The 19,173-nt window shown below is 61.8% G+C and carries 20 protein-coding genes; 4 read left to right on the top strand and 16 right to left on the bottom strand.

All coding sequences use genetic code 11. The features are described from left to right. Positions 1–42: 42 nt before the first annotated feature. The 3 genes from EIC84_RS02885 to bla all read right to left on the bottom strand — a co-directional run bounded on the left by EIC84_RS02885 (position 43) and on the right by bla (position 2,876). On the bottom strand, positions 43–1,026 hold the full coding sequence (locus tag EIC84_RS02885) for a FecR family protein (protein WP_003067954.1): 984 nt from the start codon (positions 1,024–1,026) through the stop codon (positions 43–45). Next, a complete protein-coding gene (locus EIC84_RS02880) occupies positions 1,023–1,490 on the bottom strand; it encodes a sigma-70 family RNA polymerase sigma factor (protein WP_003067955.1) in 468 nt (155 codons plus the stop codon). The genes EIC84_RS02885 and EIC84_RS02880 overlap by 4 nt, the downstream gene beginning before the upstream one ends. A gap of 480 nt (positions 1,491–1,970) precedes the next feature. Further along, positions 1,971–2,876 carry a class A beta-lactamase gene (bla, locus tag EIC84_RS02875; RefSeq protein WP_003067956.1) on the bottom strand — a complete coding sequence of 302 codons (906 nt, stop codon included), beginning with the start codon at positions 2,874–2,876 and terminating at the stop codon, positions 1,971–1,973. Positions 2,877–2,989: 113 nt separating this feature from the next. On the opposite strand from bla, the gene EIC84_RS02870 reads away from it, so the two are divergent. Further along, on the top strand, positions 2,990–3,853 hold the full coding sequence (locus tag EIC84_RS02870; protein ID WP_003067957.1) for a LysR family transcriptional regulator: 864 nt from the start codon (positions 2,990–2,992) through the stop codon (positions 3,851–3,853). 139 nt (positions 3,854–3,992) lie between these two features. Beyond that, a complete protein-coding gene (locus tag EIC84_RS02865; protein WP_012838161.1) occupies positions 3,993–4,709 on the top strand; it encodes a glutathione S-transferase in 717 nt (238 codons plus the stop codon). A 117-nt stretch (positions 4,710–4,826) separates the two neighbouring features. Here EIC84_RS02865 and EIC84_RS02860 read toward each other — a convergent pair whose 3' ends face one another. The 7 genes from EIC84_RS02860 to EIC84_RS02830 all read right to left on the bottom strand — a co-directional run bounded on the left by EIC84_RS02860 (position 4,827) and on the right by EIC84_RS02830 (position 11,606). Further along, positions 4,827–5,327 (bottom strand): disulfide bond formation protein B, encoded by a 501-nt coding sequence (locus tag EIC84_RS02860; protein ID WP_003067960.1) that lies wholly within the window; start codon positions 5,325–5,327, stop codon positions 4,827–4,829. Positions 5,328–5,493: 166 nt separating this feature from the next. Next, on the bottom strand, positions 5,494–6,621 hold the full coding sequence (locus EIC84_RS02855; RefSeq protein WP_003055644.1) for a sulfate/molybdate ABC transporter ATP-binding protein: 1,128 nt from the start codon (positions 6,619–6,621) through the stop codon (positions 5,494–5,496). A gap of 29 nt (positions 6,622–6,650) precedes the next feature. Further along, positions 6,651–7,691: a sulfate ABC transporter permease subunit CysW gene (gene cysW, locus EIC84_RS02850; RefSeq protein ID WP_003067961.1), complete on the bottom strand. Its 1,041-nt coding sequence runs from the start codon at positions 7,689–7,691 to the stop codon at positions 6,651–6,653. After that, positions 7,691–8,548 carry a sulfate ABC transporter permease subunit CysT gene (gene cysT / locus EIC84_RS02845; RefSeq protein WP_034352054.1) on the bottom strand — a complete coding sequence of 286 codons (858 nt, stop codon included), beginning with the start codon at positions 8,546–8,548 and terminating at the stop codon, positions 7,691–7,693. Before cysT ends, cysW begins: the two co-directional genes overlap by 1 nt. A gap of 167 nt (positions 8,549–8,715) precedes the next feature. Continuing rightward, positions 8,716–9,717 carry a sulfate ABC transporter substrate-binding protein gene (locus EIC84_RS02840; RefSeq protein WP_003067963.1) on the bottom strand — a complete coding sequence of 334 codons (1,002 nt, stop codon included), beginning with the start codon at positions 9,715–9,717 and terminating at the stop codon, positions 8,716–8,718. A gap of 217 nt (positions 9,718–9,934) precedes the next feature. Further along, positions 9,935–10,522 (bottom strand): alpha/beta hydrolase, encoded by a 588-nt coding sequence (locus EIC84_RS02835; RefSeq protein ID WP_003067964.1) that lies wholly within the window; start codon positions 10,520–10,522, stop codon positions 9,935–9,937. Between the two features lie 142 nt (positions 10,523–10,664). Next, a complete protein-coding gene (locus tag EIC84_RS02830; RefSeq protein ID WP_003067965.1) occupies positions 10,665–11,606 on the bottom strand; it encodes a LysR family transcriptional regulator in 942 nt (313 codons plus the stop codon). Between the two features lie 194 nt (positions 11,607–11,800). Here EIC84_RS02830 and EIC84_RS02825 point away from each other — a divergent pair, with 194 nt between their 5' ends. Further along, positions 11,801–12,418, top strand: a complete 618-nt coding sequence (locus tag EIC84_RS02825) for an FMN-dependent NADH-azoreductase (protein WP_003067966.1) — start codon at positions 11,801–11,803, stop codon at positions 12,416–12,418. A gap of 231 nt (positions 12,419–12,649) precedes the next feature. Further along, on the top strand, positions 12,650–13,051 hold the full coding sequence (locus EIC84_RS02820) for a hypothetical protein (protein ID WP_050788992.1): 402 nt from the start codon (positions 12,650–12,652) through the stop codon (positions 13,049–13,051). Positions 13,052–13,093: 42 nt separating this feature from the next. Here the strand turns inward: EIC84_RS02820 and EIC84_RS02815 are convergent, their stop codons facing one another. The 6 genes from EIC84_RS02815 to EIC84_RS02790 form a co-directional block, all read right to left on the bottom strand. After that, the gene (locus tag EIC84_RS02815; RefSeq protein WP_134737294.1) at positions 13,094–13,891 is read right to left on the bottom strand and encodes an SDR family oxidoreductase; all 798 of its coding nucleotides are present in this window, start codon (positions 13,889–13,891) and stop codon (positions 13,094–13,096) included. Positions 13,892–14,032: 141 nt separating this feature from the next. After that, positions 14,033–15,031: an ABC transporter substrate-binding protein gene (locus EIC84_RS02810; protein WP_003070876.1), complete on the bottom strand. Its 999-nt coding sequence runs from the start codon at positions 15,029–15,031 to the stop codon at positions 14,033–14,035. A 22-nt stretch (positions 15,032–15,053) separates the two neighbouring features. Then, on the bottom strand, positions 15,054–15,842 hold the full coding sequence (locus EIC84_RS02805) for an ABC transporter permease (RefSeq protein ID WP_003070878.1): 789 nt from the start codon (positions 15,840–15,842) through the stop codon (positions 15,054–15,056). Next, positions 15,839–16,576, bottom strand: a complete 738-nt coding sequence (locus EIC84_RS02800) for an ABC transporter ATP-binding protein (protein WP_003070880.1) — start codon at positions 16,574–16,576, stop codon at positions 15,839–15,841. The genes EIC84_RS02805 and EIC84_RS02800 overlap by 4 nt, the downstream gene beginning before the upstream one ends. Before the next feature lie 25 nt (positions 16,577–16,601). Further along, positions 16,602–18,068: an acyl-CoA reductase gene (locus EIC84_RS02795; RefSeq protein ID WP_003070884.1), complete on the bottom strand. Its 1,467-nt coding sequence runs from the start codon at positions 18,066–18,068 to the stop codon at positions 16,602–16,604. Next, positions 18,065–19,159, bottom strand: coding sequence for a long-chain-fatty-acid--CoA ligase (locus EIC84_RS02790; protein WP_003070887.1), 1,095 nt, complete (start codon positions 19,157–19,159; stop codon positions 18,065–18,067). Before EIC84_RS02790 ends, EIC84_RS02795 begins: the two co-directional genes overlap by 4 nt. Positions 19,160–19,173 lie beyond the last annotated feature (14 nt).

The following is a 19,173-nucleotide window of genomic DNA, read 5'->3' as shown; positions in this document are numbered from 1 at the left end:
GGTTTGTACCGGACAAAAATTTTCATCCGGCCTTGCCGGCCGTCAGCGCCGACGGATGATGGTGCGGCCATCGGCCAGTTGCTCCACGCGCACCGGCAGGGAGCGCGACAGGCTGGCAATGAAGATGGCAGGCTCGCGCAGCTTGAAGCTGCCGGTCAATCGCAGGGATTGCAAAGAAGCCCCATCGTCCAGCAGCATCGGCTGGGCCAGATAGTCACTCCAGCGCGCCACGACTTCGGTCAGTGGCGTGCGGTCGAACACCAGCCAGCCTTCGCGCCAGGCGCCCACATCCGAAGCATTGAGCGAGTAGTGCGCGAGCTCGCCGCCTGCATAGATGCGCAGGCCTTGGCCGGCGCCCAGCATGGCATCGGGATTCTGATCCGTCATGCGGGCTTGCTGCCACACGGCCACACGGCCCTGGGCGACGCTGACCTGCAGGCCGGTAGGCCTAAGGGCCACAGAAAAAACCGTACCCAGTACACGCACCCGGCCCAGGGCCGTGTGGACCTCCAGCGGCCTCTGTGCATCATGGGCCACGTCGAGCCGGATTTCGCCCTGGCGCAGATGGATCTCGCGACGCTGACGGTAGAGCACCACCAAGGCATCGGTGCCAGGCGCCAGATCGAGCTGGCTGCCATCGGCCAGATGACGGCTCAATTGCTGTCCATGGCCTGTATGCAGCGCGATCTGCTCCGTTGGCTGCAGCCAGTGCCAGCGGCCAAGCATGCCGGCCAGGCCCGCCACACCAGCGACTCCCAGCACGGAAAGCGCACGCCGGCGCGTCTGCTGCGCACGCGCCGACTGGGTGGCGGGCATGGGCATATCGCCTTGCAAAGCAGTGCCATCGGTCTGCGCCCAGCCCGCCATGGCAGCCTGGGCCGCCAGCTCATTCGCGGGCTCACTGGCACGCCAGCGTTCCAGCGTCTCTACCGCTACCTGCGCTGCTTCGGTACTTGCGCCATGCTGGCGAGCAATCAGCAACAAGGCGTATTCCAGCCGTTTGCGCTCGGGCATCTCGGCCTTCATGACTTGAGCCCCATGCAATCGCAGACGGCACGCACCACATGTTTTTCGATGGCGGCTTCGCTGATACTCATATGCGCTGCTGCCTCGGCATGGCTGAAGCCATAGATGCGCACCAGCACAAACACCTCGCGACGCTTGCGCGGCATGGCTTGCAGGCGCCGTGACAGCAAGACCAGTTGCTGTCGCCCTTGCACCTGACGCTCGGCCGAGGGCACCTCATCGGCCCCCACTACCGCCAGAGTTTCCAGCATGCGTGCTTCTGCAGCGCGGCGGCGTGCATCGTCGATCACAATATTCTTGCCGGTACGAAACAGCAGTGCTCGCAAATCCCGTACCGCAAGCTCTCGCGACTGCATGGCAAAGACGCGGGCATAGCTTTCCTGCACGACATCTGCAGCCGCATCCCGGCTATTGAGCGAGCGAGCAAAGAAACTGACGAGTTCTGCGTAATAGTGCGCAACCACGGGTACACCTCGACCTCTTGCGAGGCATGCCGCCCAGGCTCTGGAATCGGCCGCAAAACATGCAGCTACGGAGCGGGAAAGCGCAGACTCTATCAGAAAATGAGAATCAATCTCATTAAATGACAGATCTCGACGCCTCTTCGCATCAATGCAGAGCCGGCGTCGCGACAAACTTTGAACGTGCGTCTGCAACGCTGGCGCGACTGGGTGAGCTCCGCCCCGGGTCATCTCCTGCGATCAGCCATTCAGGCGCAACAACTGCTGCCGGGCCCACCCAAGTTCAAGCGCAAGGCTCGGACAGGACTTGTGATTGGTCAGCCCCCTACCCTGCCTGGCAGCAAACCTCAAGCCTGAAAGGCAAGCCCACAGAGCATCCTGCGGGCTGCAATCGAGTGGATGGTCAGGCTTCTGTAACAGAGCTTCCCCCAAGCCTGCAGGCATGCAAGATCCTTGCCCACGATCGAAATGACCGCCGCTGGTTCAGATCGTGTAATACCAGCGTTTGATCGCTTCGCCAGCCCTGGCCAACACGGCTTCTCGCCCCGCCCCATCGAGCGGGCTGCCGGTCAGATACGCCGTCACCAGCAGCGGCGCAGATTGTGCGGTAGGCCAGACGATGAGAGTGTCGCAAGCCGTGCCCCTCTCTCCGCTGCCTGTCTTGCCGCCCACTGTCCAGTCGCCGGGCATGCCGGCGCGCACGCGCTTGTCACCGGTACGGCTGTCCACCAGCCACTGCTGCAACAAGGCGCGGGCATAGCCCTCCAGCACATCGCCCAGCAGCAGTTTCTGCAGGCTTTGCACCATGGCTTGCGGCGTCGTTGTGTCGCGTTCATCGCCGGGCAGCGCAGTGTTCAGCGAAGGCTCGTTGCGGTCCAGCCGGGTGATGCCGTCCCCCAGTTCGCGCAGCCATTGCGTCAGCGCCGCCGGCCCGCCGCTGGCCTCCAGCAGCACATTGGCCGCCGTGTTGTCGCTGACAAGCACCATCGCTTCACACAGTTCCTGCACCGTCATGCCGCCATTGGCACCCGCGCGCTTTTCGGATATCGGCGACCAGGCCACGACTTCGGAAGGAGAGTAATAGAGCTTGCGCCACAGACGAATTTCATCTCGCTGTGCCAGATACAGCATGCGTGCAGCCAACAAGGTCTTGAAGGTACTGCACATGGGAAAGCGCTCATCGCCGCGCCAGCCCGCCTCGGCGCCACTGACGGTATCCAGCACATACAGGCCGAATCGGCCCTGGGCCTGAATCTCCAACGCCGCCAACTCGTCGCTCAATGTTCTCGCTGCTGCGGCTTGCTGCTTGGAGATAAAAGCACAGCCGCTCAGTCCCCAGGCCCCCAGCCCCAAGGCCAGTCCTGTTGTCAGCATGCTGCGTCGCTGCATAAGATCCTCTTTTGGTTAACTGTCATGGTTTGAAGCATAAATCGGTAGATTCGTATGAACCAGCAGTAATAATTGACACCATCCATTAGAAAAACTTTTATCTTGATTGAGATATGCAGCTACCACTGAACGCCTTGCGCATGTTTGATGCGGCCGCCCGTCACCAGAGCCTGACTCGCGCCGCGCAGGAGCTGCATGTGACGCAGGCCGCCGTCAGCCAGCACATCCGTAATCTCGAAGAGCGCCTTGGCAAGCCTTTGTTTCGCCGCCTGCCGCGCGGCCTGGCCCTGACCGACGAAGGCCAGGCCTTGTGGCCCGTGGTGGCACAGAGCTTTGAGCGCATAGAGCAATCGCTGCAGCAGGTGGCAGAACCACGACCACGCGAAATTCTGACCGTGGGCGTGGTCGGCACTTTTGCCATAGGCTGGCTGATCCCCAGGCTGAGCCAGTTCCAGCAATTGCACCCCTATATAGATCTTCGGCTGCTGACCAATAACAATCGCGTGGATCTGGCCGGCGAAGGGCTGGACGCCGCCGTGCGCTTTGGCGACGGTGCCTGGCATGGCACGCACGCGCAGATGCTGCTGCGCGCACCGCTCTCGCCCATGTGCACCCCCATGCTGGCACAACAGCTGCGCGAGCCTGCCGACCTGGCCCGGCAAACCTTGCTGCGCTCCTATCGCACCCAGGAATGGGAAGGCTGGTTTGCCGGCCTTGACCAGGCAGCCCCGCTGGCGCGCGGAGCCATGTTCGACTCTTCGCTAACGCTGGCCGAGGCCGCCGCTCAGGGCGCAGGCATTGCCCTGCTGCCCGCACGCATGTTCGAGCACATGCTGCAACAGGGCCGGCTGGTGCGCCCTTTTGCCCATGAGGTCGACACCGGCGCCTACTGGCTGACCTATCTCAAATCGCGTCAGGCCAGCGCCGCCTTGCAAACCTTCAGACAATGGCTGATGACCCAGTTGCAAACTGACTGAAACCAGCGCTCTTTAATGGCTAAAACCGTTTCACTCCAATCGTTTCAAGCTATCAATCCGTGAGTACTCCAAAACATCTAAGCCGCACAGGTCTGCATGGCTTCAGGGCAAGAGGTACAGTACACGCCCAGCAAGCGCCATGGCGCTTTGGTTTCATTCATCTCATCAGATACCTGCCTTGACTGCCGCCGCCACCCTGCCCGTCCTGTACTCCTTCCGTCGCTGCCCCTATGCCATTCGAGCCCGTCTGGCGCTGGCCCATGCGGGCCTGGCTTGCGAACTGCGTGAAATCAATCTGCGCAACAAGCCACAGGCACTGCTCGACGCATCGCCCAAGGGCACGGTGCCCGTGCTGGTGCTGCAGGACGGAAAAGTCATTGATCAGAGCCTGGAGGTGATGCTGCATGCGCTGCACGGCAACGACCCCGATGGCTGGCTGCAACCCACGCATGGCAGCCTGGAGGACATGCTGGCTCTGATCGAGCGCAACGACGGCTTTTTCAAACAGGCTCTTGATCGCTGCAAATACCCCGAGCGCCACGATGCCGAGGCCGTGAACCAGGCCCAGGCCGACGCGCTGACCTGGTTGTCGGCACTGAACGATCAGCTCGAGGAAACCGGCTATCTGTTCGGTCTGAACCCCAGTCTGGCCGATATGGCACTGCGCCCCTTTGTGCGCCAGTACGCGCGCATCGACGAAGCGCAGTGGAACGAGCAGCCCTGGCCTCATCTGCAGCATTGGCTGCAGCGCTGGATTGACTCGGCCCTGTTTGCCGAAGTCATGGAAACCTATCCAGGCTGGTTGCCCGGCAGCAAGGGGCCGACCTTTGTGGGCGAGAGCGTGGAAAGCCTCTAATGGTGAAACCATGGCTGCAGCTGCTGGAGTGACAGCTACGGCCAGTGTTTCCAAGCCATGAAAAAGCCCCGGCAGCTTACGCTTGCCGGGGCTTCATAGTTTGGATGTCGCCGGGATTCAGCGCTTTACGCCCTTGATCAACAGCATGGCCAGAATCACGAAAAACGCCACGAAGCAGACAAACGACCAGTTGGCAATGGAGCCGCCAAGCAAAGTCCAGTCAATGGCCGCACAGTCGCCCGAGCCCTGGAAGATCATGGGAATGGAGCGGCTGAAGGAATAGTGCTCGATCATGCCGTAGAAGTCACGGCCGCAGGTCGCAAACTCGGGTGGATACCACTGTAGCCAGCTTTGGCGTGCCGCCACAAATGCACCGAAACCGCTGGCCAACAGGGCCAGAATGCCAAAGCTCATCCACCAGCCTTTTTGGTCTCTAAAGCTTGCCAGCCCTGTGAAGATAGCTACCAAAATCAGTGCATAGCGCTGTACGATGCACATGGGGCAAGGCTCCAGACCCACCACATGCTGCAAGTAAAGGCCAAGCGCCAGCATGGCCACACAGGCGACGCTGATCAGCGCCAGGATGCGCCGCGGCGCGGTTTCAAACCATTGAAGCATCAATATTCTTTCTGCGAAATTTCTGAATCATGCCAGCACCAAGGATAACGCCCTCTGATGCCTGCACGACTCCTTCGCAGGAGACTGCAAGCCAGAGCCGCCTCTCGGCGACTCTGAGACTCCCGCCTGAGAGGCAGGGGTAAGGCGCATAGCGCCTCAGGGGGTATCAAATCCCAGCCGCCTCATCCAGGAACACCTTGGCCCGGCGCGGCGTCACCACCAGGGTTTCACCTTCGCGCAGACCCATGTCCTTGAACTGCTGTGCGGGAATCTGGGCTTCAATCAACCCGTCTTCCCCGGCATGGCTGGCATTTGGTGTGGTCTCGGAGGGAATAAGTTCCAGCCTTGCAATGGGGCCGACCACAATGGCGCGCGAAAGCTGAGCCACGATGCCTGTGGGGCGCCCCTGGGCGTCGAGGTTCTGGCCCGGGGAATAGCGCTCCACTTCCAGATCATGGGGTCGCACATAGGCAAAAGCCTGGCTGTCCTGGGCACCGCGCGCATCGCTGCTGTCCAGCTGCATGCCTTCGTCCAGATAGACCCGGCCATCGCTGGCGCGGCCCTTGAACAGGTTCACATCGCCCAGGAAGCCATAGACAAACGGAGTGGCGGGGTTATCCCAGACTTGCTGGGGCGTGCCTTCCTGTTCGATCTTGCCCTGATTGATGACCACCACGCGATCCGCCACTTCCAGGGCTTCCTCCTGGTCGTGGGTCACGAAGATGGAGGTCACATGCAACTCGTCGTGCAACTGGCGCAGCCAGCGTCGCAGCTCCTTGCGCACCTTGGCATCCAGGGCACCAAAGGGCTCGTCAAGCAGCAGCACCTTGGGCTCGACAGCCAGGGCACGGGCCAGCGCGATACGCTGACGCTGGCCGCCCGAGAGTTGCGATGGATAGCGCTCGGCAATCCAGTCCAGCTGCACCAGCTTGAGCAGCTTCATGACCTTTTCCTTGATCACTGCCTCGCTGGGGCGCTCCTTGCGCGGCTTGACGCGCAGGCCGAAAGCCACGTTCTCGAACACGGTCATGTGGCGGAACAGCGCATAGTGCTGGAACACAAAGCCCACGTTGCGATCGCGCACATGCACATCGGTCGTGTCTTCTCCACTGAAGTGGATGCTGCCCACGTCGGCAGTCTCCAGACCCGCGATGATGCGCAGCAGAGTGGTCTTGCCGCAACCCGATGGGCCGAGCAAGGCGATCAGCTCGCCCGATTTGATATCCAGACTCACATCGCGCAGGGCCTGAAAATCGCCGAACTGCTTGCTGACATTACGAATTTCGATACTCATGATGAATCTCTTGTTCTGATCCGGGCAGCTCAGGCTGCCTTGGCGGTTTTGTTCGTTGCGAGGCTGATCTGGCCTGGGCGCTCGGGCGGTGCTTCGGCAGCGGCCCTGGCCTGCTGCTCGGCACGCCATTCGGCGAGGGACTTGATCACCAGTGTCACCAGCGCCAGCAGCGCCAGCAGCGATGCCACGGCAAAGGCGGCTGCCGCCTGATAGTCGGCATACAGCACTTCCACATGCAGCGGCATGGTGTTGGTCTGGCCCCGGATATGGCCGGAGACAACGGACACGGCACCGAACTCGCCCATGGCACGGGCGTTGCACAGAATCACGCCATAGACCAGACCCCATTTGATATTGGGCAGGGTGACATTCCAGAAAGTCTGCCAGCCCGAAGCGCCAAGCACGATGGCGGCCTGCTCTTCGTCGCTGCCCTGGGCCTGCATCAGCGGGATCAGTTCACGGGCGATGAAGGGAAAGGTCACGAACACGGTGGCCAGCACGATGCCGGGCACGGCAAAGATGATCTGGATGTTGTGCTCGGCCAGCCAAGGGCCCAGCCAGCCATTGGCACCAAACACCAGCACGTACATCAGACCGGCAACCACGGGCGAGATGGAGAATGGCAGATCGATCAAGGTGGTCAAAAAGGCCTTGCCCTTGAACTCGTACTTGGCGATGCACCAGGCTGCGGCCACACCGAAGACCAGATTCAGGGGCACGGCAATCAGCGCCGTGATCAACGTGAGCTTGATGGACGAGATCGCATCAGGCTCGCCCAGCGACGTGACATAGACATCCCAACCCTTGCGCAATGCTTCGCCAAAAACGGACAGCAGTGGCAGGATCAGGAAGATCAGCATGAAAAGCAGAGCCACTGTGGTCAGAACCCAGCGCACCCAGCGTGGCTCGGTCGTGGTCATCTTCTCCAGCTTGGCGCTCTTGGGCGGGGCCGTGATCTTGTAGAGCACGACCAGGACCAGCAGAGCAATGGCGACGATGGTGAAAAGATGCGCCCAGATGGGCAGCAGATTGGGAAACAGCGCCTGAATCGCTGCGTGAATCGAAGACATCAGCGGCCTCCCTGCGCCTTGCGCTGCCATGCCTGCAGTGCGTTGATCAGCAGCAGCAATACAAAAGAGATCAGCAACATCACCACGGCCACGGCCGTGGCACCAGCCACATCGTGTTGATCCAGCTTGGCCATGATGATCAGCGGAGTGATTTCCGAGACCATGGGAATGTTGCCGGCAATGAAGATCACCGAGCCATATTCACCCACGGCGCGCGCAAAAGCCATGGCAAAGCCGGTCAGCAGCGCCGGACCGATATGCGGCAGTATGACCTTGTAGAAAATCTGCCAGCGCGATGCGCCCAGGCTGGTTGCCGCCTCTTCCAGCTCCTTCTCGAAGTCTTCAAGCACCGGCTGAACGGTACGCACCACAAAAGGCAGACCGATGAAAATCAGTGCAATGGCGATGCCCTTTGGGTTGTAGGCCATCTGAATGCCCAGCGACTCGAAGTACTGTCCGATCCAGCCATTGCCCGCATACAGCGCCGACAGCGAGATACCGGCCACGGCCGTAGGCAGCGCAAACGGCAGATCGACCAGCGCATCCACCACCTTCTTGCCGGGGAACTGGTAGCGCACCAGCACCCAGGCGATCAGCATGCCGAACACCACGTTCACGCAGGCCGCGATAAAGGACATGGTGAAGGACAGCTCGTAGGAAGCGACCACGGCCGGCGCCGATACCGCAGTCCAGAACTGTTCCCAGGTCAATGAGAAGCTTTTGAACAGCAGGGCTACCAGCGGGATAAGCACGATGATGCTCAGATAAAAAATGGTGTAGCCCAGCGTCAACCCGAAACCGGGCAACACTCGCTTGGCACTACGCGCCTTGCGGGGGGCTAGAGCAGCAGAGGACATATTCAAAAGGCGATGTAGAAAAAGTGATTGCAGCCAACATGCCGGGCCTATGAACAGGCAGGCGCCCCACAGGGACGCCGAGCAAGGGCCGCCCCTTACGCTTGGGGCGTCGCCCCCTCCCGCGCAGCGAGAGAGGGGGAAGCGGCATAGCCGCTCAAAGGGAGTCTTTATTTACCGGGGGTGTAGAGCTTGTCGAACTGGCCGCCATCGTTGAAGTGCACCTTCTGCGCTTCGGTCAGCGAACCGAAGTACTTGGCCACGGTGAACTGCTTGATGGGCTTGAACTGGTCGGCGTGCTTCTTCAGCACTGCTTCGGAGCGCGGGCGGATCGCATGCTTGGCAGCGATTTCCTGGGCTTCGTCAGAGTACAGCCACTGCAGATAGTCGTTGGCCAGCTGGGTCGTGCCCTTCTTGGCCACGGTGCGCTCGACCACGGCCACGGGGTTCTCGGCCACGATGCTTACCGAAGGGTAGACCGCGTCGACCTTGCCCTGACCGAATTCACGGTCCACGGACACGACTTCGGATTCGAAGGTGATCAGCACATCGCCGATATTGCGCTGCAAGAAGATGCTGGTCGCATCGCGACCGCCCTTGCCCAGCACGGGCACGTTCTTGTAGAGCTTCTGCACGAATTCGGCCGCTTGCGCATCGGTGCCGCCCTTTTCACGCACCGAACCCCAGGCTGCCAGATAGGCGTAGCGACCATTGCCGCCGGTCTTGGGGTTGACCACCACGACCTTCACATCTGGGCGCACCAGATCGGACCAGTCCTTGATGTTCTTGGGATTGCCGTTGCGCACCAGGAACAGCATGGTCGATGTAGTGGGCGATGCGTCATGCGGGAACTTCTTGTTCCAGTCCTTGGCAACCACGCCGTTCTGGGCCAGGAAATCCACATCGGTGGTCGTGTTGAAAGTCACCACATCGGCAGCCAGGCCGTCATTGACGGCGCGGGCCTGGGCACTGGAGCCGCCATGGGACTGATCCACCTTGATGTCCACGCCCTTGGTCTTCTTGTAATGGGCGATGAATGCAGCGTTGTAATCCTTGTAGAACTCGCGGGCCACGTCATAGGAGACATTGAGCAGCTGAGTCTGTGCCGAGGCAGCGCCTGCTGCTGCCAGTGCGATGGATGCCAACAATGTCTTGAGCTTCACGGAATGCATGGTTCGCTGCCTTTTCTTGAGCAATGTGTATAGATGTAGACATTGTGCGAACGACTCCTTAAAACTCAAAAGAATATATTTTTCTTTGTTTTTCTGAAATTCAATATAAAGAATAAAACAGCACGCGAGTTCAAGGTAAAAATAGCCGTAAGCGCTCTATCAGAAAGCGCATACAGCTATCAAAAGAAAAGCATGAAAGAGGAACAGCCCCTGGATTTCAGGCCGCAAGTGCAGTTGCCTGCAAGGGCCGGGTCGAGGTCTGAGCATTCCAGCCGCCCTGCTCGGTCAGCGACTGCAGCAGTGCCAGCCCCAGCGGCCAGGCGCCAAAGCCCGACTCGATATTGATATGTCCGGCGTTCTGCAAACGCACCAGCTCGCTGCCCCAGGCCCTGGCATAAGCGCCCGCACGGCGAATGGGGCAGAACGGATCATTGCTGCTGGCCACCAGCACGCTGCGATAGGGCAGCGGCGCATAGGGCACGGGGGCGAAGTCGGCCAACTGGGCGCGACGCTCGGGGTCGGCAGGCGCCACCAGCAAAGCGCCATGAACGCGCGCCGCAGCAGCCTCGCCCAGATGCGCGGTCGTGATGCAGCCCAGGCTGTGAGCCACGATGACGGCAGGTCGCTCGTCGGCGAGCAAGACTCTTTCCAGCTCCGCCACCCAGGCATCGCGGTGCGGCACCAGCCAGTCCTGCTGCTGTACACGCACGGCGCCTTCCAGCTGCTCTGCCCACAGGCTTTGCCAATGTCCGGGACCGGAGTTGCGCCAGCCAGGCACAATCACGATGCGAAATGGGGATGTCATGCTGCCTCCTGTAATCTCGAAGCGCCAGCCGGGCCAGAGGAAAAAAGCCCGGCGTGCTCCTGATCTGATAACAAGGCAGTCATTGTGGGCAAGGCCTGCCCAAATCCCAACGAATGTTTTGTTGTTATCTTATGGGCAGAAGCTAATGCTGCGCCGAGGCCGATGCTGCCTTTTGCACGGCAGAGATGCTGCTGCCCGGCATGCGCTCCCCAAGGAAGTCCAGAAAATGCCGCACCGCCGGTGCCAACCCACGCCGTGAGGGGAACACCGCATGCACGATGCCGCGCGGAGGTGCCCATTGCGGCAGCAACTGCACCAGAGTGCCCCGGGTCAATTCGTCCTGACACATATAGTCAGGTAGCCAGCACATGCCGCTGCCGGCCAGGGCCGCAAATTTCAGCGTCAGCAAGTCATCGACCACATAGCGCGGCTGCAGCTGCAGCCGGTGCTCCTTGCCTTCGGGCCCGACGAGCAGCAGGCTGGAATGACCGTCGACTGCCGTCATCGCCATGCTGTCCAGCAACTGCAAGTCCTCCAGCGACCTGGGGGTGCCCTGGCGCTGCAGCAGATCGGGGCTGGCCACCAGAATCTGGCGCGAGCTGTCGAGTCGCTTGACGACCATGGAGCCGCTGTCCTCCAGCGTGGCACGCACGCGCAATGCGACATCAACCCCCTCCTCGACCAGATTTACTGGGCGGTTGGTGACCTGCATCTCCACCTGCACCAGCGGGCAGCGCTTGAGGAATTCGGGCATCAACTCGCCCAGGACGGTCTGCGCCAGCGTCACCGGGCAGGTCACACGAATGGTGCCGCGCGGCTCGGTCTGGACTTCGGCCACGGCATCCGACGCTGCCAGGGCGGCATCGCGCATGGCCTGGCCGTGGCGCAGAAAGGTCTCCCCCACTTGTGTCAGAGACAGCTTGCGGGTGGTGCGTTGCAGCAAGCGCACCCCAAGGTGGGCCTCAAGTTCAGCAACACGGCGCGAGAGGCGCGACTTGGGAATACCCAGTGCCCGTCCCGCAGCGGCAAAGCCGCCGCGCTCGACCACTTCGACGAAGTACAGCATGTCGTTGAGATCCACCATGCATATATCCTTGGACTCGATTGAATTGATATTTGGAACGATCTATCGCATTTTTGCAGACTTATTGCCGAATCTAAACAAATCTACAATCTATCCCATTGCAATTCAAAACGAATCACTGTTTTGCCGCAACGCAGCATCTGAGCTGGGCAAGAAGTGCTCTTTTACTCATTTTTAGAGGTATAGGTACCAATATGCAAATCCTGCACATCGACTCTTCCATCACTGGCTCCAGTTCCGTTACCCGCTCCCTGACAGCCGATATCGTTGCCAACCTCAAGCAGGCCAACCCCGAAGCCAAGGTGGACTACCTGGACCTGGCCGTGAGCGCCCCCAGCCACCTGAGCGCGCAATCTCTGGGCTTTCGCACCGGCCAGGCCGCTGCCACCGAAGTCGAACGCCAGGAAAACGCCGTCTCCGAAGCGCTGGTCAGCCAATTCCTGGCTGCTGACGTGATCGTGGTGGGTGCCCCCTTCTACAACTTCACCATCCCCTCGCAGCTGAAGGCCTGGCTGGACCGCATCGCCCAGGCTGGCCGTACGTTCAAGTACACCGCCACCGGTCCCGTGGGTCTGGCCGGCGACAAGAAGGTCATCGTCGCTTCCGCTCGCGGCGGCGCATACTCCACCAGCGAAGCGGGCCAGGCCATGGAGCACCAGGAAAGCTACCTGAAGGTGATCTTCGGCTTCATGGGCGTGACCGACGTGACCATCGTTCGTGCCGAAGGCGTGGCCATGGGCCCCGACGCCAAGGCTGCCGCCATGGAAGCAGCCAAGGCTCAGATCGAGCAAGCACAAGCCGTCGCTGCCTGATAGCTGGCAAAGCTGCAAAAGCCGGTACCGCCCAGGGCGTACCGGCTTTTTTGCGCAAAAAAACTTGCTCACGACCAAGGTTTTGGACATTTCCGACTGAAGTTCTGGAAAAAACTGCCGATCTGAAGGCCTGAACCGGCTATTTTTGATACGCTGAAAACAGTTAGATACCGATCAGGTCCGAGTCTCGGTTGCTCGGACATGCTTTCCCAGATGCCAGCTTCCCGTCCCATGCCCACCGCCGTCCGTCAATCGCCTCAGCGCTCCGACGAAAACCTCGTCGTCACCGCTATTGCCGTATTTCTGGTGGCAGCACTGATTCTGGGTACGGTCGCCTATCGATACTTCAAGCATTCACAGCAGCAGCAGGAGCAGACTCGCAGCGAGCGTCAGGCCTACAAGCGCTATAACGACTATCTGGACTCCACCGAACAGGCAACTGCCAAGCCTGCCGCCAACCCGCCTTCCCCCGTACAGACCAGCGCTCCTGCCGCAGCGCCCAGCATGGCCGAGAAGCTGCTCAGCCACCCTGCCGTCACGCCAGGCCCCGGCTTCAACGCTCCGGGCGTGCAGCAGACCGGCGTGGCCATCATCGATGCGATAGATCACGCCCAAGCATCCGCCAAGCAGTAAGGGCAAGAAGGCAGACAGGCTTTGCCTTGGCTGCCTGGAAGCTCAGCGCATCACCAGACCGCCGTCGACCAGCAGCAGCTGCCCAGTCATGAAACCGCTGAGTTCCGACGCAAGGAACAGCACCGGCCCTGCCACATCCTCGGGCCGTGCCAGCCGCCTCAGCGGCGTGGCCGCCATCAGCGATTCACGGAAAGACTCCTTGCTGCCCTGTGTGCCCTGCGTGGGATAGACCAGCCCGGGCGCCACACAGTTAACGCGGATGCCCACTGGCCCGAGCTCGCTGGCCAGATTGCGGCTGAAGGCCAGCAGAGCGCCCTTGGATGTGGTGTAGTCGTGATAGGCGACGACAGGCTGCTCCACGAGATTGCTGACGATGTTGACAATGCTGCCGCGCACGCGCTGGCGCATCAGCGGTAGCACCGCACGACAGACATTGAAGCTTGCGCCTACGGCCCCATCGAACTGTGCCTGATAGTCCGCCCATTGCAGATCGTCAAAACGGCTGCGGCGTTCCGGATCGAATGCATAGGGCCTGAAGGCATTGTTGACCACGATATCGATGCCCCCCGCTTCGCGCACGATGCCGTCTACCATGCTCTGCACCGCATCGGGCGAGCCCACATCGGCCTTGACCGCCCAGGCATCGCCGCCCGAGTCCTTGCCCGCGGCCAAGCAGGCATCCACGGTGCTGGCTGCAGCCTCGTCATTGGACAGGTAGTTGACGGCCACCGCCGCCCCCTCGCGCGCAAACGCCAGGGCAATCGCCGCACCGATGCCGCGGCTGGCGCCCGTCACCAGCACCACCTTGCCGCGCAAGCCCATTGAAGAAGACTGACTCATATTCACGATTTCCGTTCAAACACTGGCAGATCCCAGGGAAGAGACAGCAGGCAAGGGCCTTGGCGGCCTCGCCGCCCCACTGCAATGCTGTCCTCCCCCAAGGCGCGAGGCCGCCCAGGCAACGCGCCTCCAGGGGGAGATTTACAGCGGCACAACCACATCCGCCACCTTGATCTGACGCTGCACCATGCCCAGCGCACGATAGGCATCGGCACCTTTTTGCAGCGCAGCCATATCGAAGCTGCCCAGCGGCTGGCCCTGGACTGCCGGCATGGAAGAGGCGTTACGCAGGCGGATCACATCCAGATTGATATCGCGACGCGTGCCGTCGATGGCATATTTGCTGGCCAGCACCGAGGCCTCCTCGGGATTCGCCATCATCCAGGCAGCGCTTTCGCGGTAGCCCTTGACGAATGCCTTGAGCAAGTCCTTCTTCTGCTGGAACACCTCCTCGCGCACCACAAACATGTCGCTGGACATATTGAGGTGGTCGCTGACCTGCATCACATTGACTTCGCCGATGCCCTTGCGCAGTCCCACAGCCAGGCCGGTATCCGTGGCGGCCGTGGCGTCAACCTGCCCTTGCATCAGGGGCGCAAAGTTCAACAGGCCGGTCACGACAATGCTCACATCCGACTCCTTGAGGCCGGCCTGATGCAGCATCACCAACAGGTTCTGGCGCGTGCCGCTGGCAAGGCTGTAGACACCGATCTTCTTGCCCTTGAGGTCCGCGGGCTTGCGAATGCCCGAGGACTTGAGCGAAACCACATTGAACACGTTCTGCGGATAGATGTCGTAGATCGCCACCAGCTTCTCACCCTTGTCCAGAGCCATGAAGAAGGAACCGGGGTCGGTAAACGCCACGTCGGCCTGGCCGCTGAGGATGTTGCGAATCGCATCGCCGCCGCCCGCTCCGGGCAGATAGGCCAGTTCCACGCCGTTCGCCTTGAAGAAGCCTTTTTCGGGCTCGACCAGAATATTGGTGATCTCGCTGATGGGCTTGCTCCAGCCGGCCAGGCGAATCTTGCCCTGCAGAGGAACCGCCATGCTGGTGCCGGTCATGGCAAGGCCGCTCAGGCCTGCACAGGCGCCGAGCAGGCTGCGGCGAGAGATGAACGAAGTCTGGTTGCTGGAGTGCATGACAAATGGTTTGAAGATGCAGTCAGGCCTGATCGCCCGACTGCGAGGTTGAAAAGTGATGGGAGCACAGCAAATAGCGCTCCAGAACAAGGCAGGCCTGATACAGCAGCAGACCCATGACGGCAATCAGCACCAGCGCCGCAAACATCAGCGTGGTGTCCATCATTCCCTGTGCGGCAATGACCACGGCGCCCAGGCCCTGGCTTGCACCCATGAACTCGGCCACCACGGCACCGACCAGGGCCAGCACGACAGCCACGCGCAGCCCGGCCAGAATCGCGGGCAGCCCGGTCGGCAGTTTCAGGCGCAGCAAGGTCTGCAGCCTGGTTGCGCCCAGCATGCGAAACAGCTGCAGGCGCTGGCCATCCACCTGCCGCAGGCCCGTCAATGTGTTTTCCATCAATGGGAAAAAGCAGATCAGCGCCGTGATCAGCACCGTCGGCAGCATGCCGAAGCCGAACCACAGCACGAACAGCGGCGCCAGAGCCAGCTTGGGCACGACCTGGCTAACCACCACATAGGGCTTGAGCACGCGCTCCAGCAACTCGGACTCGGCCAGAGCCATGCCAGCCAGCAAGCCCACGGCACTGCCTATGAGCAGCCCCAGCAGCAAGGCCTGCAAGGTAGCCCAGAGATGCGGCCAGAAATAGCCGGACGCGAGACCCGACCACAGCGACAGCGCCACCGCCGAGGGCGCGGGCAACACCAGCGCCGACAAGCCAAATTGCCTCGCAGCCAGCTCCCATATTGCAAGAACGGCTACCAAAAGCGAGGCGGACAGCCAATGTGTCTTGTTCAGCAAGCTGCTCATGCGCAACCTCGGTCCATGGATGCGCGAATGCGCGCGCAATAGTCGTTGAACGCCGCACCGTGGCGCAGGCTCTGCTGGCGCGGCTGTGGCAGCTCGATGGACCAGTCGTCCACGATGCGGCCGCCATGCATGAGTGCAATGCGGTCGCCCAGATAGACGGCCTCGTTGATGTCGTGGGTAACAAAGAGCACCGTCGTGCCATGGCGCTGGCAGGTGCGCAGCAAATCGTCCTGCAGCTCGGCACGCGTAATGGCATCCAGCGCCGCAAAAGGCTCGTCGAGCAGCAGCAGCGATGGTTCCAGAATCAGGGCTCGCGCCAGCGCCACGCGACTTTGCTGACCGCCCGAGAGCTGGCGCGGATAGAGCGAAGCATGTTCGGCAAGGCCCAGTTGCTCCAGCAACTGCATGGCCGCCTGTCGGTCCTGCTGCGTGGGTTTGCGCTGCAGCGACACGGGCAGCAGCACATTGTCGATCACCGTATGCCAATCCAGCAGCGTCGGTGCCTGGAACATAAAGCCCAGCTGCGGCCCCGGCGCTGCCAGTTCGCTGCCGCGCAGCAAGACATGCCCCGACTGAGGCCTGAGCAGGCCTGCCGCCAGCTTGAGCAGCGTGGTCTTGCCGCAGCCGCTGCGCCCCAGCAGGCAGTGGATCTCTGCGGCCCCGACCTGCCAGTCCACGCCATCCACCACGGGCACTCGTCCCGGGTAGCTGAATCGGGCCTGCTTGAACTCCATGAATGCCACGACCGTACCCGCCCCCTCAATCCGCATAATCGGCCAGCGGCTGGGCCGCCAGTTCTGCCGACTGCTCGATCTCCGTCATGCGCACCAGATCCAGCAGGTTGAAGCGCCCGTCATGGTGCCAGCCCGCCTCGGGCATACTCATGGAGCCGATGGCGCTGATGCGCGTGACGCCAGCCGCGCCCAGCAGCCCGGCCAGGCGGTACAGCTCTTCGGGGCCGGCCGCAATGCCTGCGGTCTGCAGATAGTCACGCTGAGCGGCCACCACGGGCAGCACGGCATCGAGCCGGTCCACGGCCACCACGGCAATCGTGCGGTACAGCGCGGTCGGTGCCAGGGGCTGCAGACTCTCGCTGTAGGCCACGCTCCAGGGCGCATCCACCGGCCCCAGCAGCTGGTGAGGTTCACCGCCCCACTCCATGTTCTGCTGCCAGCGGGCCAGCGCCGCCCCTTCTTCCAGATCCAGCTCGCGGCGTGCGAATCGTCGCTGCAGATTGGCAAGCTCGGCCGCCAGATAGTCGGCAAAAGCACGCGGCGAAACCGGCGCCCCACGCTGCACATAGAACACATGGGGCGAGTAGCAGCCTTGCTGGTCATAGCGCATCACGTCCCAGGCGGCCAGCCTTGCCATGCCAGGAGCCTTGAGCGTATCCAGCGCCTGCGCACCGATCAGGCCAAAGCCCAGCTTGTGGCCATGGGGCAAGAAGCGTGTCGTCACGGGCAGGCGACGACGCAGCGCATCCAGCGTCTGGTTGCCACCGTAGGCCAGCACCGTATCGGCCTGGTCATAGAGCGTGTCGGCCTCCTCGCCGCCTGCACCGCGCCACCACACCACGGCCAGGCAATCGGCCAGCGGCGGGTGAACCTCGGCCAGCAAGCGTGCAAACCATCCGGCAAACAAGGGCTCGGCACTGGCCAGCTTGCCTATCGCAGGGGCCTTGACCAGCAAGCCGCAGACCAGACTCCACAGCGACAGCGCAGGCACGTTGCCGGCCCAGCTATGCACCAGCAGATCCGGGCCGAAAGCACGTACGGCTCCGCCCTTGGCTGCCGGCTGAAAGCCGTCGAGCACTGCCGGGTTGGGAAAATCCTCGGCCACAAAGCGCTTGAGCTGCGCCGCACGAAAGGTCTTGAAAAATCCTGTCAGCCCCAGCCGCACCATATCGGCGTCATAGCCACTGACCACGGGCAGCCAGGCTTCGGCCTGCTGGCGGTAGATGTCGTTACGGTCCAGCAGGCGGGCCATCGCACGATCGATGGCATCGATGATCTCGGCAACCGGCATGGGGCGCAGATGGATGGCTGCGGCCTTGCGCACACGACAGGCCAGTGTCTGCATCTGCGGCGCCGTCAGCACGGGCACGCTGACTTCCAGCAACTGACCGTCCTGAGACCCGAAGTCCAGCGTGTGCCACTGCACTTCGTCGTCGCCGAGGCCCGGCAGATAGCCAGCCTTGATACGCTGTAGCTTGCGCTGCTCGCTCATGCGCCGGCAGCTTTCACAAACTCTTCAACCGCCAGCGAGCACCCCTTGGCGGCGGCGCCCTCGGCGCGCCCCAGCAGCAAAAAGCCATCTTTTTCCTGCTGGCCGGCCCACAGGCCCACATCCTCGGTCAGGATGGTGGTCACCGCGTTGTAGTTGGCCAGATCGCAATGCACCAGAATGCCGCGCTCACCAGCGGCCACGTCCCTGCCGGTGATCGGCTCGACCAGACGCGAACGGATCCAGTGCGGACCGGACTTGACCGAAGGCAGCACCGCATTGCCATCGTCATAGAACTGGGTGCTCAGCTCCGTCATGCCATACATATTGATGCACAGACTGCGCGGCACGCCCAGCAACTGGGAAAGCTCGGCATAGAACTGCTCGAGCGGCAGCTCGCGCGACTGCCCCTTGTAGCCGCCCGTATCCAGCACGCGGCTGCCTGCAGGCAAGCGGAAGCTGCGGCCCTGCGCACGCAGGGCATCCATCACATGGACCAGGCTGAAGCTCGCGCCCAGCAGGGCAAAGGGCTGGCCGCTACGCTCTGACTCTGCCAACGCAGCGCACAGGGCCGGCATATCCAGCCCTTCCGAGTTCAGATAGTAGCGGCTGCCGGCCGAGCCGAATTCGGAGCGGGCCAGGGCCAGATAGTGGGCCAGCGAGGAATTGGGCATGGCCTGCTCATCGGGAAACAGAATGCCCATGGGCATGCGCTCCAGACCCTGCATGAAACGTCTGGCGAAATAGCGCTTCATGGACAAGTCATAGACATCGAGCTGCGGATGGAAATGACGTCCACGTGCGGCGCGGCCCGTGGTGCCGCTGGTCATGAATACGCGCTCGGCGGGCGATGGTGGCTCGCTGCGCAGCTCCATGGCCTTGAAGGCATCGATGGGCACGGCCGGAACATCGCGCCAGCTCCTGACATTGCGCAGCGTGGCACCGCGTCGCTGGCAAAAGCTGCGAAACGGCGCATTGCATTCGTACTGGTAGGCGAAAAGGCGCAGGGCGAGTTGATTGAACTGGTCGTCGGTGCAGTCATCCATTGCGATGAAAGCAAGCAGATCGGCGACCAGCGAAGCGGCCTTGTCCATGAAATTCCTTCGAG

The organism is Comamonas sp. A23, assembly GCF_004522605.1.
GTDB classification, from domain to species: Bacteria; Pseudomonadota; Gammaproteobacteria; order Burkholderiales; family Burkholderiaceae_C; genus Comamonas; species Comamonas thiooxydans.
Note: the sequence above shows the minus strand (reverse complement) of the source record. Positions and strands in the feature narration are given on the sequence as shown.